Here is a 14,919-nt window from a genome sequence, read left to right as displayed (position 1 = left end):
GCCGACACCCTGGCCCCATGGCCTCCGTGGCAGCCTCCCGTCGAGTCCCTCCCACACTGAAGCCTGTGCGACTTGAAGACTTGGTCACGGGGTTGGTGTGGATCATTGATCGCGTGCTTGTGCTCGTTACGGGCGATTCACCACGTTCAAGATCGCCTGCTCGTGGGCTCAGCGACACACCCGGTAGCGGATGTGGGTGGCCTGCGGCGTATCGATCACCTGGACGACCTCCAACTCGATCTCTGACGGCAACACATCGAACAGCCGATGGCCCCGCCCGAGAAGCACCGGGATCTGATGGATCTGCACCTCATCCAGCACCCCGGCCTCCAGCGCCCGCTGCCCCGTGTACGCGCCACGCACCTGCACGTCTTTGCCACCGGCTGCAGCCTTGGCCTGTGCCATCGCGCTCTCGATCCCATCGATCACGTACGTCACCAGTGGATAACCCCAGCGCGCGGCAGGCCCGGGCGGGCGGTGGCTGGGGACAAAGATCGGGAGACCGCCGTGATCACCACCCCAGTGATCCATGAGCTCAGCAGTCCGCCGCCCCGCGAGCACCGCACCGGCCGCATTCCATTCGTCCTGGAATCGCGCAGCCGGTCCGGCCGGCCGGCCGTACTCCCCGTCGGAGTCGGCCCACTTGTGCAGCCGCTCGTCGTCGTCGCCGCCGAGGAAATCGTCGGTGTCGGCGATGTACCCGTCGACCGACACCGTCATATCCAGCACTGATCTGGACACTTCGACCTCCTGTGGTCTTCCTCCAGACTGGTTTCACTGCGTGTAGACCCGGCAGGGCGGCACTACTCATCGGCGTGACAGACGGCCCTCACGACAAGCGCCCGTCCGCGACCAGCACAAGGAGACGACCCCCACCGACACCCGCCCCGATGACCAGCCGTTCTCCCAGACGCACAACGCTCACCGCAGAAGAGCCGCACCCGTTGCCGAAGCCGTACTCGACCTCTGAGGGCACAGCACGATCCAGCCGATCAGCGTGCTCCGGCAGGGCCTGATAGCCTGCGATCTTCGCCGGTCACCCGGACGGAGTCCCCCGGCGGGTTGCCATGTCACACCATCAGCAGCTCATGACAGCCCTCGATGCGCTCGACCGGGCCTTCGCCTCTGAAGAGCGGTTCCCTGTCGGCGGTTGCACGTACTGCTACGGCGAAGAGGGACTCGCCGAACTCTCCAGGCCGCTGCACCTCATACCCGAGGACATGGTGTCCGCGGCTGCCGGAGAGGTGCCCAGCCACTGGGACGACTTCCCACGTCTCTACCGCCGTCTCGTCCCGCGCATCATCCGCCCCCTCGTCGCCGGTCAGTTCCCCGTCTCCGAGGAGCTGATCGCCACCCGCCTGGTCGAGGCAGGCTGGAGCACCTGGGACGCGCCCCTGGCCGACGCTCTTCGCAACGTCTGGACCGCATGGTGGCAGGCCACATTGCACACCCACCCCAGCCCGGTGTGCATCAGGGACACCCTCGCCCTCATCACCGTCGCCACCGACAGCCTGCGCCCCTGGCTGGACATGTGGACCGCCATCCGAACCCCGGCCGCCGACGCGCACTTGGCGGACCTGGTGGTCGACGTGCTGTTCGAGTACGAGATCACCGACCTGAGCCTGGGGTTCCACAACGAGTACCACGCCACCACGGCACTGGTGGAATGGTTCCTCACCGATGTGCGCGACCGTGTCACCGACTCCCGTCTCGACGACCCTGACTTTGTTCACCACCTCCAGCAGTTGATCAGCGCTCCAGCGGACGTCTTGACCGACGCAGTGCACAAGGACGACGTCTGAGCTCTTGGGTTGGCATGGCTGCTCGGTGAGTGTGAGCCCGGTGCCGGCGAGACAGCCGTCGATCAGGTCGGGGCGGAGTCGGATGTGGCGCGGGCCCCAGCGGAGGGCGCGTTCGAGGTGTTCGTCGTCGGTGAACGCCGTATCGGCCAGCGGGCCTTCCATTGCGCCGAAAGGGACGACACCAAGATCGGCCGGCAGAACGAGGACGACCCGGCAGAAGTCGCCCGGCAAGGACTCGACGTCCTCTTGGCCGGCAAGAACAAGGTCGTAGCCGCCTCCGCCAAAACCAAAGCACAGGAACTTGCCAACGAGGCCCTGCCCGACACGGCCAAGGCCGCCGCCCACCGCAACATGGCCGAGCCGGGATCTGCCGGCAAGGACGAGAGCGGCTGAACACTCAGGACGGGGCCGCGACCTGGCTCGGGTGCCGCCCTGGATCGATGGAAGGAAGATCCACGATGGTGTGCCACGCGATGTCTTCAACTCCGGAAGGCAGCGAACGACGCGCGCTGCACGTCTTGTCAGACATTGAACGGACTCCTACAGTCCGGTGACAGAGGTGGCGTGGGACCGCTCCCACGCCCCATGTCATCCGAGCTATGGAGCCGCGATGCCATCCGCAATTCCCGGACCGGGACGCCTGATGGTGGTCGCCCTGGCGACCCTTTCACTGCTTCTCCTGGGACATCCACAAGCCGACGCGGCGTCCTGGGGCACTCCGCAGACCATCAACTCGTGGAACACCATCAACGGACGGTGGACCGCCAACAACGAGTTGGAGACCTACACTCCGGCCTGCGTGTGGTACGAGGGCAGCACCCTCGTGATCAAGACCTACAAGTCGGGCAACACCTACTACTCGGGGCGCGTGGAGTCCAAGGCCCTGTACGGCTACGGCACTTACAGCTTCACCGCGAACATGCCCAACGGCCGGGGCCTCCTGCCCGCTGTATGGGCGGCCTACCTGAGTCCGTGGCTCCCTGAGTTCGACGCCGCCGAAATCGTCGGCCAGAACCCGAACACCGTCTACCAGACCTTCCACGACCCCAACAACGCCCAGGCCCAGTTCTCGAAAACGAACTCAGCGGGCTGGACCAACGCCTACCACACGTACTCGTTCACCTGGTGGCCCGATCACATCGACTTCGCCGTGGACGGCACCATCACCGGTACCAAGTGGTACACCACGGCACCGGGAGTGGGAATGCACTTCATCGTCAACACCGCCGTCGGTGGCGACTGGCCGGGCAACCCCGACAGCTCGACCTGGGCCACGGCGGACGGCGCACGGTATCTGAAGGTCTCGTCGATCACGTACACCCCGTACTACCCGTGACCTTCACAGCGCAGCGGGAGAGCGGCACACTGCTGAACCACTGAATCCCTCAAGTTGGGCCTGCTGGTGGAGCGGTTAGGGGCGGGGATCGGCGCTGAACGGTGCGCTGCGCACTGGGCGAAGTTCTGTGGCGGGAGCAGCCGTGGATACCGATCCGCTCCGTTTCGAAGCGCACATCGGTGTCTCCGGCTGTCACCAAGTGCGTTGCCACCTGGGGCAGTTCCTTCCCTGCCAGGGGCGTGCCCGCGCACACCGCGACTGCGGCGCCGGGCGGTGCGCGGGGTCGTCCCACTGGGCCACGCAGGCGGGACGGAGGACCCAGCACGCATGCGGGACCCCTCCCCCATCTCTTCGCCAGCAGCACCGATCCACGGAGGCTGACGATCTCCTTCTACGGACGGTCTGTGCAAGACAGGGACCTGTCGTGCACTCAGATCGCCAACCGCTAGGGCTACGCCCCGCTCGCCGTCCGAAGTCGGTTGGCAGCCTTTGACTGCGCCTCAATCTGCTTCTGCCGCAGGGCCGATGCTCTCCTTGAGCCCGCACCTGACCGCACCTGACCGCACCCGAAGGAAGTACTGCCTGGCTTTGTTCACCAGCTACAGCAGCGCCGTTGTCGATGCTCAGTGGCGGTAGGCGGCTGTCGCGATCTCGATGAATGACCGGATCAACGGGTTGGTGTCACGTTCGTTGCACACCGCCACCACCCGGCTGGGCGCCATGTCGAGCAGCGGCACTACGGTGAACTCAGCGGGCAGGTCGTGCCCGAGCGGGGCCAGGCCGACTGTGCCGTTCCACAGCACAGCCTGCAGGCATTCCTGGACGTTGCGTACCACTGGTCCCTCGCGCGGCCTCCCACCGTTCCAGTACGACTGCCAGACGGGGTCGGTGCCCTGCGGGAACTGGAACCAGCGGCGGTCGCGCAACTCGGCGAGCCGCAGTCCGTCACGGCGGGCCAGTGGATCGTCGGCGCGCAGGACCACACCGACCGGATCACTCCGCAGCGCTCGCGCCGTCAGGGCGGTCTCGTCGAACGGCGCCCTGGTGAGAGCGACGTCGACCAGTCCAACGCGCAGTCCGCACGTCGGGTCGGTCAGATCGGTGTCGCGGATACGGATGTCGACTCCGGGGTGCTTCCGGCGGTAGGCGGCGGCCAGCCTGGCAGCTCCCGGGTCGGTGCTGTCGCCCAGGATGCCGACGGTGATGGTCGCGACGCCGGCTGCTGCGCGCACGCGTACCCGGACGTGGTCGGCGTGGTCGAGTAGGGCTCGCGCCTCGTCGAGCAGCACCGCACCCACCGAAGTGAGCGTGACGCCGGTGGTCGAGCGTGCGAAGAGCAGAGCCCCGACCTCGGCTTCCAACTGCTTGATCGCCCGGCTCAGCGGCGGCTGACTCATATGCAGTCGGGTGGCGGCCCGGCCGAAGTGGAGTTCCTCGGCGACTGCCACGAAGTAGCGCAGGGTTCGTAGCTCCACGCTGCAACGATACCCATGAGGTATCGGCTCTGCTGAATGGGTCTTGGACACCGGCGAGGTCCGGGCGGTGCACTTGTGACCATGACCGAAGAAGCGAAGAACAGCGAGCCGCAGACCGATCCCGCCGTATCCGTGGTGGGTCCCCGTGACGGCGAGATGATCGTTCTGGGTACCACGCGCATGCGCGTTCTCGAGGACGGCAGCAACACCGGGCACCGCCTCGCGATCGCCGAGTCCGTGCTGGCCCCGCACACGCAGGGTCCGCCGCAGCACCGCCATGGTCTGCACGACGAGGGCTTCTACATTCTCTCCGGCACCGTGCGGTTCACCGTCCGGGACGAGGAGTACGACGCCACCGCAGGCACGCTCGTCATGGTTCCGCCCGGCACCCCGCACACCTTCGCCAACCTGACTGACCAACCCGCCGTCATGCTGAGCACCTTCACACCGGACCTGTACCTGCAGTACTTCCGAGACCTTCAGGAGGTGCTCGGCGGCGGTCGGCCGCTGACGCCACAGGCCAACATCGACGCGATGAGCCGCTACGCGACCCAGCCCGCCACCGACCTCGCCTGAAGCCGAAGGGGCGGGAGACGGACCGGCCGTCTCCACAGGCTTGCCCGGCACTCGACGCAATCGACTGGCCCCCGTAACCGGGGGCCCTCGTGAACGGGAATCATGAACATCGCCTATTGGATCGTCGCGGGACTCCTCGCGCTCTTCTACCTCTACGCAGGCACTCTGAAGGTGATCCGCAACCGCGATCAGCTCCGACCGATGATGGCGTGGGTCGACCGCGTGCCGTTGCCTGCCCTCAGAGCGCTGGGGGCGGTCGAAGTGCTCGGCGCGGTCGGCCTGATCCTGCCAGAGCTGACCGGCATCGCTCCCTGGCTGTCGCCTGCCGCAGCCATCGGCTTCGTACTTCTGCAGATCGGTGCGGTCGCCGTTCACCTGACCGGCGAAGACCGCCGCATCACACTCAATCTCGGACTCCTCGCCGCTGCGGCGGTGACCGTCTGGCTGGCCACCGGGGCGTGAACGTGGATCAGTTACCCGACCGGCGCAGGCGGCTGCTGGGCCAGCCGCCTCACGGCCGCTGTCACTCCTCCCTCATTCAGGAGCGGTGAGCAAGAGCTGAACCAGGCCGCCCCAGTTCTCCTCGCTCACCTTGGTGTGGGTGGCCCGGGCCCTCCGGCCGCCAGCGGTTACCGGACATCCTTCAGGATGCCCGGTAGCCGATCGGGGGCACGGGCGGCGGGTACTGCTCGGTGCAGGAGGGGTACGAGAAGGCCTCGCGCAGGACGTAGGCGGCCCGCTCGGCCGGTGTGAGGCGCTCGCTCGATGAGGGTCAGTACGGCGGCCTACGACACCGATTCGCGCTGCTCATCCACCAGGCTTACCGCGACGGGGGCGGGGACCAGCTCGGCGCGCTCGGCACGCTTCAACTCCATCGTGATCTGGACGACCCGCTGCATCGACGTCGCCGTCACCCACCTCTGGGCAGAGGGACACAGGATCCGCGAAGAAGACATCACCCGCTCTCCCCCTCAAGCACGAGAACCTGAATCTGTTCGGCGCTACGGCTTCATGGCCGGCATTCCGGCCGCCGACGCTCTGTGCCCGCCTCGGGGCCCTGATGCGCCGGAGCAGGACGAGATGAGGACAGGTCGGTCGGCTCGCAGTGAGTCGGAGCCGTCACTGCCTGCCTCCCTCCAGGCCGTCGCCCGGCGTCACAGGAGGGCGCCGCCGGAGACCTCGATGCGCTGAGCTGTGACCCAACGCAGCCCCGCGGAGGCCAGCGTGGCGATGGCGTCGCCGATCTCCTCAGGTTCGCCGACGCGGCCGAGCGCGGTCTGTCCGGCCAGAACCTGCCGCATTCCGGCGTCGTCCCGCATCGCTCCGCCGTTGAAGTCGGTGGCGGTCGGCCCCGGGGCTATGGAGTTGACCCGGATGCCGCGGGGTCCGAGTTCTGCGGCGAGGGTGCGGCTCAGGGCTTCGACGGCTGCCTTGGATGCGGAGTAGACCGAGGTGGCGGGGCTGGTGTGGCGGGTCAGTGACGTCGAGACGTTGATGACCTGGCCACCCTGGGCCAGCAGCGGCACGAGCGACTGGATGAGGAAGAACGTGCCCCGGACGTTGGTGCCCATCACCGTGTCGAAGTCGTCGATCGTGACAGTCTCCAGCGGCCCGAAGACTCCTACTCCCGCGTTGTTGACCAGAATGTCGAGCCGTGACGTACCCCAGCGCTCCAACTGCGCGCCCAGTTCGGAGATGAAGGGCGCGAAGGAGGAGACATCGCTGATGTCGAGCCGGAGAACAGCGGCCGTCCCTCCTACGGCCTGTACCTGTTCCACCGTCTTCTCAGCCCCGGCCTCATCACCGCGGTGGGTGACCACGACCCGCACCCCGCGCGCGGCCAGGGCGATAGCCGCGCTGCGCCCGAGGCCGCGATTCGCACCGGTCACCAAAGCGGTCTTGTCGACTGTCATGAATTTCCTCCACCGCGCGACAACCAGGATGGGCCCAGGTGCCACAGATCAGATGCGAGTCAACCGACTCGCCTTATTGGTGCACAGTAGGCGGACCCCAGAGGCGAGTCAAGTGACTCGCCTCGGGGCTGCGGCATACTCTCCGCATGGCAGCAGAACTCCCCGCGCATCACCGCAGGCTCGCCCAGCAGAAGCGCGAGGCGATCACCTCCGCGGCCACAGAACTGTTCTTGGACCGTGGTTACGACGGCACGTCCCTGGCACGGATCGCCGAAGCAGCCAGCGTCTCGAAGTCCACCCTGTTCAAGCAGTTCCCCACCAAGGCGGCCCTCTTCGAGGCCATCGTCACCGAGTGCTGGCAGCGCGACGCCGGCGACACCACCGCGCGGCCACCGGCCGGAGATCTGCGCGCAGGGCTGACAGCCATCGGTCACCGTTACGCCGACCTGATCGGCCAGCCGCGCATGGCAGGCCTGTTCCGGATCGTCATCGCGGAACTGCCTCGTTTTCCCGAGCTGGGACGGATGCAGTTCCAGCTCGGCAAACTGCCCTACTTCGCCTCTGTCCAGCACTACTTGGAATCCGAGCACGAGGCGGGCAACGCCGATGTGCCCGACGCCGAGAGCGCCGCAAACCAGTTCCTCGGCATGATCGCCAATTACGTCCTGTGGCCCCGCATGCTGCTGACCGGCTGGAACCCCGCAGCTTCCGACATCCACAACGCCGTCGAAGAGGCCGTCCAGACGATGCTCGCCAGATACGCTCCCGACCCGCAGGCCTGACCCGAAGCCGGAACTTCCACACTGACGCACGTGCGTGCACGAGCGGAGCATGTGATCGGCCAGAAGTAGAACTACAAGGTCGGCACCGTGCAGATCGGCTTCAGACCACGGGCGATTCCAGAGCCGTCGCGCCCGGCACTACGAGCGGCTCATCCGGCACCATCGTGTGAGCCGGGCGGTAACCAGGGCCGGTAACCCAATTGCTCTTGGCCACAGCCCGGGGCCCCTTGCAGTCCCCCGGGGCTCCGCTCACGCCGTGCGCGGGCGCTGCGTGGTCCTCCTTGCCGCTGAGCATTGTTGGAGCGCCGCGGCGATCATCATTCATCGTGCCGGGATGGTTACCGCCGAGGGGTGCGCTTCGTCGTGGAAGACATCAATCTCCGTCTGGTGCATTGCTGTTGCGCTCTCGACGGGTTCACTGCCGCCTAGGTTGCGGGCGAATCGCGGGAAGGCTCCGGCGGAGACCTGCACGCGGAGTCGATGTCCTTTCTTGAAGCGGTAGGCGGTCGGTGAGAGCCGCACCGTCGCGCAGGTGGCGTCATCGCCGGCGTCGAGGTGGACGAGTTCATCGCACACGTTGAGCGACTTGCCGTTCGGGGCGACGTCGCACAGCCGCACGAACACATCGACGCTGGGACGGTCGGCGCGCACCCAGATGTCTGCGGTGACCTCGCCGATCACCTCAAGGTCGTCGGTGAGCGGTGCGCCGGTGAAGGTGAGCACGTCGGGGCGCTTTTCCAACTTCCGGTTGTCGACGGGGCCCGCTCCGGCGGGGGTGAGTTTCGCTCCACCGAGGGAGGGGGTGGGGTCGTGGGGGTCGTAGGTGAAGGTCGAGGGCGCTTCCGCGGATCCTGCGGTGGCGGTGAGGGTGCCGTCGGTGCGGAGGTACAGCCGCTGGGGTTCGTACCCGGCGGGTGGCCATGCTTCGAAGTCGCGCCACTCGTCCGCGCCCATCACGTACAACCGCACCGGGTCCCGGTGGGGCGGCTCTTGCCCGGTGGCGACGGCGGAGGCCCACTCGGCGACCTCGGTGACGGATGCGCCCATGCCGCGGGGGTCGGCGTGCCACCACGGTCCGACGGTCAGCCGGGGCTCGCGGCCTGCGTCGACGAGGGCGGTGAAGTCCCGGAGCTGGTCGGCGAGGAAGATGTCGTACCAGCCGGTGACCGAGCTGACCGGCACGGTGACGTCCGGGACGGTACCGCTGCGGTCCAGGTCCTTCCAGTAGGTGCTGTTCTGGTCGTGGTTGACGATCTGTTGGAAGAACTGCGAGGTCCGGCCGAGCAACGCCCGGTCGACGTCCGTGATGGGCAAGGTGTTCATGGCGTTGGTGATACGTCGCTGGTCCGCGCCGGCCATCGACCGGAGCAGGTAGCCGCGCTGTTCCTGTGCGGCGGGCAGAGCTGAGCCGTTGCGGGACTGCGGTGCGGTGTTCCAGGAGAAGTTCGTGATGGTCTCCAGGTCGACGCGGCCGGGCCGGGTGAGGCTCAGAGCGAGCCGGGAGGAGGTGATGTGCGGGACCATGGCCTTGACCTCGACAGGGGCTGCGTCGGCGATGGCCCACTGGGTGTAGCCGAAGTAGCTGGATCCGGCGAGGATCACCCGGCCGCTGGACCAGGACTGGTCGGCCAGCCACCGGAGTGTCGCGAGGCCGTCGGCGCGCTCGTTGCGCATGGCCAGGAACTCGCCGTCGGATCCGAACGTGCCGCGGGTGCTGACGATCAGTACTTGCAGTCCGCGTTCGGCGAGGACGGGGCCGTAGAGCCATCCGAGGGGGCCGCCGCGCCCGTAGGCGGTGCGGACGACCACGACCGGCACCTCACTGAGTGATCGTCCACCGGTGTCGCGGGGGGCCCAGTGGTCGGCGACGAGCGTGGCACCGTCATCCATGGGTATCTTCAGGCCGCGTTCGACGTGGACCCGGCGTGAGGTGGCGGGCGGGAGCGGGGCCATGCGCTCCGCGAGGCGTCCGATCGCGGTCATGGTCAGGCCTCCGGGGTGAGCGCGACGCGGCCGGCGAGGTCGCGGCTTTCCATCCGCTGGTGGGCGGTGACGGCCTCGCTGAACGGCAGTACCTCGACGTCGGTGTTCGCCAGGCCGCCGGCGGCCGCCTCGACGGCCGCGGCGAGGGCGGCGGGAACGACCTGTGGATGGGTGGGCAGGAACGCGCCGGCGCTGTAGCCGCTGACGGTGATACTGCGGAACCAGAGCTGGTTGGTGTCCACTTGATGGCCCCAGTCCTCCGACGCGTTGCCCGCGGCGATGAGACGGCTGCCCGGGGTCATCACGTCGAGGCTCTGGGTGCGCAGTGCTCCGCCGACGGGGTCGATGACCACGTCGAACTTCTCGTCACCGAGCGCGCTGTGCAGGTCTGTGGAGTCCACGATCCGGTCGTAGGGAAGCTTCGTCGCCTCGGCGGCGGCGAGTTTGCCCGGCCGGACCGTGCCGACGACGCGGGACGCGCCGAGCTGCTTGGCGACGCCCGGGAAGCCGGCGGACAGGCCGCCGAGAGCGCCATGCACGAGGACTCTCTCGCCGGCGGCCAGATGCGCGACCTGCGTCAACGCCACGTGGGCCATCGCGGCGTTCGGAATCACCGATACGGCGAGGGCGGGGTCGATGCCGCGCCCTTCGATCGAGACGGTCAGCGCAGCCTTGGCGATGTAGACGGAGGCGTACCCGCCGGTGCCGGTGCCTGGCGACAGAGCCACCACCTGCTCCCCGACGGTCAACCCCACGACGCCGTCGCCGAGTGCGCGGACCGTGCCGGCCACTTCCAGGCCGGGTACGAACGGTGGCTGTGGCATGCCGGGTTGATCCTTGTAACGGCCCTGCCTGAAGAACACGTCGATCAGGCCGACCGCGGAGTGCGAGACGTCGATCGCGATCTCTCCGGGGCCCGGAGTCGGGTCCGGAAGATCAGCGACGAGTTCGAGAGTGGCCGGTCCACCGAACTGCTTGACCTGTACTGCCTGCATGAATCTTTCCCTTCCAGGGGGTGGCTGTCGCCTGCCGATTTAACGCACCTCGTGATGCGTTAAACGGACGGTAGCACGGGTCATCCACTTAGCGCATCACGGCGTGCGTTATAGTTCCGGTCATGAAGGAGCGAGCACGGTCCGCGCAGGACAAAGCACAGCGGTCGGAGGATCTGCTGCGCGCCGCTGAGGCGTTGGCGACGGAGCTCGGTGGCGTCCGGTTCATCACTGTGCAGGCGGTCACCGAGCGGGCGGGCCTGCACCGCACCGGTGTGCGCCGGTACTACTCGAGCAGAGAAGAGCTGCTGCTCGAGCTCGCAGAGCGCGGCTGGGGCCAGTGGCGGGCTGGGATCGCTGAGGCGGTGGCCCAGCGAACCGGCCTCGGCCCGGAGGACGTCGCCGGCGTCATCACGGACACGATCACCAGGCTCCCGGTGTTCTGCGACCTTCTCACCCATGTCACGTTGACGCTGGAGGGCGACGTCAACATGGAGCGCGCGCGCCGCTACAAGGCCGCGTCGTTCGCCGCGTACGACGCGATCGTGGACCAGCTCGGCCTCGTGAGCTCGATGACCCCGGACCAGCTGCGCGGACTCCTCGCGGCGACCCTCTCGCTGGCCTCGACCGGGTGGCAGGTGTCCCACCCGACGCCCACCCTCGCCGCGCTCTACGAGCAAGTGCCCGAGTGGGGCCACGTCGCATTTGACTTCGTCCCACGGCTGAAGCTGCTCCTGACAGCCCTCGCGGTCGGCCTGCACGCCGTCATCCCGGACACCGGCCCCACACCCGGGGCGAACTGACAACCGCCCAGTGGCTGACGGCGGCGGTCAGCGCAGTTCGGATGCGGTTGCCCTCGGCCAGTTCCTCGGGCCGGCCGACCTCACACTGCAGGCGCTGGCGATCCAGGACTACGGCCGTCTGGGCGGCGAAGGCGGCCAGCACCCGGCGGTTGACGGTGGACAGCACACAGCCGCGCAGGGACAGGGCCGCCCGGCCCTTACCAGGTCCTGCGGAAGGTGACCGCCGCCGGTGTCTGCCACTCCGACAGCGCGGTAATGCGCCGGACCGCCGAGAGCTTCCCCTACGACCTTCCGCTCACCCTCGGCCACGAGGGCGTCGGCACGGTCGCCGCCATGGGCTCCGGTATCAGCGGGCTCCGGGGGGACGACGCGGTCGCCGTGTACGGCCCCTCTGGAGCTGCGGCATCTGCGTCAAGTGCGCGGAGGGCAAGGAGAACTCCTCCCTGCGCGCGACGCTCTCGGCATCCGGCCGCCCGGACCGGGCTCGCCGGGCGTCATCGCCGTGTACCCGCAGTACCCGTTGGCCGACGACCCGCGGCGCCTCGTACCGCTGGACGATCTGGACCCGGTCACCGCGGTCCCGCTGCCCGACACGGGTCTGACTGCGTACCAGGCGATCAAGCGGTCGCTGCCGAAGCTGGTCCCCTGTTCGACGGCTGTGGTCATCGGCAACGGTGACCTGGGGCACGTGGCCATCCAGCTGCTGCGGGCGCTCACGCCGGCCCAGGTGATCGCCCTCGCCGTCAGCGAGGACGAGCTGCGCCTGGCGAAAGAGGTCGGCGCCCATGAAGCGGTGTTCTCCGACGCCGCCGCGGGGCGCCACCGTACGCGCCCTGACCAGGAGCCTGGGCGCGGAGGCCGTCTTCGACTTCGTCGGGTCCGAGCCCACCGTGCGGACTGCGGCGGCCGTGGCCGCGGTGGAGGCCGACGTCGCTATCGTCGGCATCGGCGGAGCCAGTCTTCCGGTCGGCTTCGGCACCCTGCCGTTCGAATGTCCGTCACCGCGCCCTACTGGCGCAGCCGCGGCGAGCTGATCGAGGTGCTGGGCCTGGCGCGCTCGGTCGCGGTCTCGGTGCACACCGAGACGCACTCCCTGGACAAGGCTCCCCTCGCCTACGAGCGCCCGCACGCCTGCACGCCTGCACGCCTGCACGCCGGAAAGATCAACGGCAGAGCCGTCATCCTGCCCACGGGCTGAGCCACGCAAGCCGCGGCCCCCTGCACACGCACGCGTACAGGGGGCCGTCTCCGTCGGGACGGTCCCGGACTTCCTCAGCCGACGACGCGTACGCCGAACTGGAACGAACCGATGGTGCTCATCGACTCGTAGCGGACGTAGGCGCCCGGGTAAGGCGCGTGCAGCACCTGGCCGTTGCCCGCGTAGAGCCCGACGTGCTCGGTGTTGTTGAAAAAGACGAGGTCGCCGGGCTTGAGTGCACTCATGCCGATGTGGGCTCCGTCGTTGACCTGGGTGTAGGTGACCCGGGATATCTGCACGCCCGCCTGCGCGTACGCCCACTGTGTGAGGCCGGAGCAGTCATAGGAGTTGGGGCCCGTTCCGCCGCGGGCGTACGGCTTGCCGACCTGCGAGGCGGCCGCGCTCAGGGCAGAGGCGCCGAACGGGGAAGCGGCCACCTCGCTGCCGAGGTCGACGCGGCTCGCGGCGGAGCGGCTGGCGCGCTGCTCGGCGTCGGCGATCTCCTGACGCTCCACGGCGGTCAGGGAGTTCAGCAGCGCCTGTGCCTTCCTGAGCTTGGCCTGGATCTCCTTCTTCTTCTCACCGAGCGTAGTGCGAGCCGCGGCGAGGTTCTTGAGCTTCTCCGAAGCCTCCGCGCGTTCCTGCGCCAGCTCCCGCTGTTTCGTCTGCACCTTCCTGAGCGACTCCACCTGCTGCGCGGACAGTGAGTCGAGAGTGGAGGCCCGGTCGAGGTAGTCGTCCGGGTCGGCGGAGAGGAAGAGCTGGAGCGAGGGATCGATACCGCCGGAACGGTACTGCGCACTGGCCATCGAACCGAATTCCGAGCGCAGTTCGTTGAGCTCGCCCTGCTCGCGGGCGACCTTGTCCTGGAACAGGCCGATCTCCTTCTCCAGCCTGTCCTGCTTCTCCTGCGCCTCGTCGTACTGGTTGGTGGCGCGCTCGGTCTCTTCGTAGAGCTTGTCCACCTTCTCCTTGACCTCGGCCTTGGTGGCCTTGGGGGCCGCGTTGGCGGACTGGGAGGCCAGGGCCACGGCAGCGGCGGCGGTCGCGGTCAGTACGGTCACGCGGGCTCGGCCGGGCTGTTTCGGTCGACGGTGGGACGCCACGAAGACGAGCTCCTTCTTCCTCCAACCACCCGCCGTCACCCGCCTGTTGCGAGCAACCCTCCAAGCGAGGGGTCCAGGCCACCCTAGTGATCTTCCTGTGACCAAATCAAAGAATGCCGTGCACAACTCCGGTCAGGTTCCCCATCGTTCACGTACAAAGTGCTCACGGCCCACGAAAAGACTACTCACCGTAGTCATGGTGATACCCGAATGCCGACCTCACGCATCCAACCCTCCGGCGCCGAGTGCATCCAATCGGGGAGTCCACACAGAACACTCAATAAGTCACATATCCGGCGCTTGCTCGGAAACTCGTCGTTGAGGAGACCCACCCATGACCGACCCCCTCGTCCCGCCGAACGAGACGCCCGCCGTCGAAGGATCGACCGCCGATGCCCACCAGGAACGGGCAGACGGCGGCATCTGGGAACACCCAAGGATCTGGCTGGGGCTGATCGTGTTCGGGTGCCTGCTCATCGCCGGGTTCTTCGTGGGCCGTGTCGTGGGTCTGTGACGCCTGATGCCTGCGACTGGGTCGGCCGCCTCTGGACGAACGTCTTCAGCTCCTGGTCGCTGCGTTCATGTCGGCGCATCAGACCATGCCCTGCCCATAGGCGATCTTTGACGGCGCGGCAACTGGACCCGCACAATCACGGCATGCCCAGAACTGTCGAAGCAGCCTGGCACCAGGTCCTGACCACCGCGGGTGAAGCTCGCCCACCGGAAGAATCGCCGCTCTTCGCTGCGTTCGCCGAGCTGGTACTGGTGGCTCATGCCGAGCCCCTGCTCCGTCAGCTCTGTCCCTGGACCGGTATGTGGGAGCTGCACTTCAGCATGATCTAGCGCGGAACCCCGGGCGTTCACGCCCGGGAGGAAGCGCTTCTTAACACTGCTCTGACGTGCACGAGTGCACGGGTCTGCACTGTTGGCCTCAGTCGGGACGTTTCTGGGTC

18 protein-coding genes are annotated in these 14,919 nt (G+C 67.7%); 11 read left to right on the top strand and 7 right to left on the bottom strand.

Annotation, left to right across the window (positions count from 1 at the left end):
- Positions 1–168: 168 nt before the first annotated feature.
- Positions 169–741 carry a dihydrofolate reductase family protein gene (locus EHS43_RS19985; protein WP_125192130.1) on the bottom strand — a complete coding sequence of 191 codons (573 nt, stop codon included), beginning with the start codon at positions 739–741 and terminating at the stop codon, positions 169–171.
- Positions 742–1,067: 326 nt separating this feature from the next.
- Here EHS43_RS19985 and EHS43_RS19980 point away from each other — a divergent pair, with 326 nt between their 5' ends.
- The 3 genes from EHS43_RS19980 to EHS43_RS19970 all read left to right on the top strand — a co-directional run bounded on the left by EHS43_RS19980 (position 1,068) and on the right by EHS43_RS19970 (position 3,138).
- Positions 1,068–1,802 (top strand): hypothetical protein, encoded by a 735-nt coding sequence (locus EHS43_RS19980; RefSeq protein ID WP_125192129.1) that lies wholly within the window; start codon positions 1,068–1,070, stop codon positions 1,800–1,802.
- A gap of 9 nt (positions 1,803–1,811) precedes the next feature.
- The gene (locus EHS43_RS46525; RefSeq protein ID WP_185806318.1) at positions 1,812–2,195 is read left to right on the top strand and encodes a hypothetical protein; all 384 of its coding nucleotides are present in this window, start codon (positions 1,812–1,814) and stop codon (positions 2,193–2,195) included.
- 217 nt (positions 2,196–2,412) lie between these two features.
- Complete coding sequence (locus EHS43_RS19970) at positions 2,413–3,138, top strand: family 16 glycosylhydrolase (protein ID WP_125192128.1); 726 nt, start codon at positions 2,413–2,415, stop codon at positions 3,136–3,138.
- A gap of 623 nt (positions 3,139–3,761) precedes the next feature.
- Here EHS43_RS19970 and EHS43_RS19965 read toward each other — a convergent pair.
- On the bottom strand, positions 3,762–4,613 hold the full coding sequence (locus EHS43_RS19965; protein ID WP_260470622.1) for a LysR family transcriptional regulator: 852 nt from the start codon (positions 4,611–4,613) through the stop codon (positions 3,762–3,764).
- A gap of 81 nt (positions 4,614–4,694) precedes the next feature.
- Here EHS43_RS19965 and EHS43_RS19960 point away from each other — a divergent pair, with 81 nt between their 5' ends.
- Positions 4,695–5,189: a cupin domain-containing protein gene (locus EHS43_RS19960; protein WP_185806317.1), complete on the top strand. Its 495-nt coding sequence runs from the start codon at positions 4,695–4,697 to the stop codon at positions 5,187–5,189.
- A gap of 102 nt (positions 5,190–5,291) precedes the next feature.
- Positions 5,292–5,651, top strand: coding sequence for a DoxX family protein (locus tag EHS43_RS19955; RefSeq protein WP_125192126.1), 360 nt, complete (start codon positions 5,292–5,294; stop codon positions 5,649–5,651).
- A 323-nt stretch (positions 5,652–5,974) separates the two neighbouring features.
- Here EHS43_RS19955 and EHS43_RS47880 read toward each other — a convergent pair whose 3' ends face one another.
- Positions 5,975–6,103 (bottom strand): hypothetical protein, encoded by a 129-nt coding sequence (locus EHS43_RS47880; protein WP_260470621.1) that lies wholly within the window; start codon positions 6,101–6,103, stop codon positions 5,975–5,977.
- Between the two features lie 240 nt (positions 6,104–6,343).
- Entirely contained in the window at positions 6,344–7,102 is a 759-nt protein-coding gene (locus EHS43_RS19945; protein ID WP_125192125.1) for an SDR family NAD(P)-dependent oxidoreductase, read from the bottom strand.
- A gap of 146 nt (positions 7,103–7,248) precedes the next feature.
- Here EHS43_RS19945 and EHS43_RS19940 point away from each other — a divergent pair, with 146 nt between their 5' ends.
- Entirely contained in the window at positions 7,249–7,884 is a 636-nt protein-coding gene (locus EHS43_RS19940) for a TetR/AcrR family transcriptional regulator (RefSeq protein ID WP_125192124.1), read from the top strand.
- Between the two features lie 321 nt (positions 7,885–8,205).
- Here the strand turns inward: EHS43_RS19940 and EHS43_RS19935 are convergent, their stop codons facing one another.
- Both EHS43_RS19935 and EHS43_RS19930 read right to left on the bottom strand, forming a co-directional pair.
- On the bottom strand, positions 8,206–9,867 hold the full coding sequence (locus tag EHS43_RS19935; RefSeq protein ID WP_125192123.1) for a CocE/NonD family hydrolase: 1,662 nt from the start codon (positions 9,865–9,867) through the stop codon (positions 8,206–8,208).
- A gap of 2 nt (positions 9,868–9,869) precedes the next feature.
- Positions 9,870–10,862, bottom strand: coding sequence for a zinc-binding dehydrogenase (locus tag EHS43_RS19930; RefSeq protein ID WP_125192122.1), 993 nt, complete (start codon positions 10,860–10,862; stop codon positions 9,870–9,872).
- Between the two features lie 122 nt (positions 10,863–10,984).
- On the opposite strand from EHS43_RS19930, the gene EHS43_RS19925 reads away from it, so the two are divergent.
- The 3 genes from EHS43_RS19925 to EHS43_RS48965 all read left to right on the top strand — a co-directional run bounded on the left by EHS43_RS19925 (position 10,985) and on the right by EHS43_RS48965 (position 12,860).
- Positions 10,985–11,662 carry a TetR family transcriptional regulator gene (locus tag EHS43_RS19925; protein ID WP_185806316.1) on the top strand — a complete coding sequence of 226 codons (678 nt, stop codon included), beginning with the start codon at positions 10,985–10,987 and terminating at the stop codon, positions 11,660–11,662.
- Between the two features lie 255 nt (positions 11,663–11,917).
- Positions 11,918–12,340 (top strand): alcohol dehydrogenase catalytic domain-containing protein, encoded by a 423-nt coding sequence (locus EHS43_RS48970; RefSeq protein WP_369009049.1) that lies wholly within the window; start codon positions 11,918–11,920, stop codon positions 12,338–12,340.
- 313 nt (positions 12,341–12,653) lie between these two features.
- On the top strand, positions 12,654–12,860 hold the full coding sequence (locus EHS43_RS48965) for a hypothetical protein (RefSeq protein ID WP_148104064.1): 207 nt from the start codon (positions 12,654–12,656) through the stop codon (positions 12,858–12,860).
- 74 nt (positions 12,861–12,934) lie between these two features.
- Here EHS43_RS48965 and EHS43_RS19915 read toward each other — a convergent pair whose 3' ends face one another.
- Positions 12,935–13,966, bottom strand: a complete 1,032-nt coding sequence (locus EHS43_RS19915; RefSeq protein WP_125192121.1) for a C40 family peptidase — start codon at positions 13,964–13,966, stop codon at positions 12,935–12,937.
- Between the two features lie 334 nt (positions 13,967–14,300).
- Here EHS43_RS19915 and EHS43_RS19910 point away from each other — a divergent pair, with 334 nt between their 5' ends.
- Positions 14,301–14,480, top strand: coding sequence for a DUF6480 family protein (locus EHS43_RS19910; protein WP_125192120.1), 180 nt, complete (start codon positions 14,301–14,303; stop codon positions 14,478–14,480).
- Between the two features lie 143 nt (positions 14,481–14,623).
- Positions 14,624–14,809: a DUF6193 family natural product biosynthesis protein gene (locus EHS43_RS19905; protein WP_125192119.1), complete on the top strand. Its 186-nt coding sequence runs from the start codon at positions 14,624–14,626 to the stop codon at positions 14,807–14,809.
- The last annotated feature ends 110 nt before the right edge of the window (positions 14,810–14,919 follow it).

Source organism: Streptomyces sp. RP5T (assembly GCF_003933965.1).
Lineage (GTDB): Bacteria > Actinomycetota > Actinomycetes > Streptomycetales > Streptomycetaceae > Streptomyces.
Note: the sequence above shows the minus strand (reverse complement) of the source record. Positions and strands in the feature narration are given on the sequence as shown.

Bases quoted from the DNA above. Each gene is read 5' to 3' on its own strand.
- EHS43_RS48965 (WP_148104064.1), top strand. From the start codon at position 12,654: ATGTCCGTCACCGCGCCCTACTGGCGCAGCCGCGGCGAGCTGATCGAG.
- EHS43_RS19935 (WP_125192123.1), bottom strand. From the start codon at position 9,867: ATGACCGCGATCGGACGCCTCGCGGAGCGCATGGCCCCGCTCCCGCCC.
- EHS43_RS19930 (WP_125192122.1), bottom strand. From the start codon at position 10,862: ATGCAGGCAGTACAGGTCAAGCAGTTCGGTGGACCGGCCACTCTCGAA.
- EHS43_RS19940 (WP_125192124.1), top strand. From the start codon at position 7,249: ATGGCAGCAGAACTCCCCGCGCATCACCGCAGGCTCGCCCAGCAGAAG.
- EHS43_RS19905 (WP_125192119.1), top strand. From the start codon at position 14,624: ATGCCCAGAACTGTCGAAGCAGCCTGGCACCAGGTCCTGACCACCGCG.
- EHS43_RS19925 (WP_185806316.1), top strand. From the start codon at position 10,985: ATGAAGGAGCGAGCACGGTCCGCGCAGGACAAAGCACAGCGGTCGGAG.
- EHS43_RS19955 (WP_125192126.1), top strand. From the start codon at position 5,292: ATGAACATCGCCTATTGGATCGTCGCGGGACTCCTCGCGCTCTTCTAC.
- EHS43_RS19910 (WP_125192120.1), top strand. From the start codon at position 14,301: ATGACCGACCCCCTCGTCCCGCCGAACGAGACGCCCGCCGTCGAAGGA.
- EHS43_RS19960 (WP_185806317.1), top strand. From the start codon at position 4,695: ATGACCGAAGAAGCGAAGAACAGCGAGCCGCAGACCGATCCCGCCGTA.
- EHS43_RS48970 (WP_369009049.1), top strand. From the start codon at position 11,918: ATGCGCCGGACCGCCGAGAGCTTCCCCTACGACCTTCCGCTCACCCTC.
- EHS43_RS19945 (WP_125192125.1), bottom strand. From the start codon at position 7,102: ATGACAGTCGACAAGACCGCTTTGGTGACCGGTGCGAATCGCGGCCTC.
- EHS43_RS19970 (WP_125192128.1), top strand. From the start codon at position 2,413: ATGCCATCCGCAATTCCCGGACCGGGACGCCTGATGGTGGTCGCCCTG.
- EHS43_RS19980 (WP_125192129.1), top strand. From the start codon at position 1,068: ATGTCACACCATCAGCAGCTCATGACAGCCCTCGATGCGCTCGACCGG.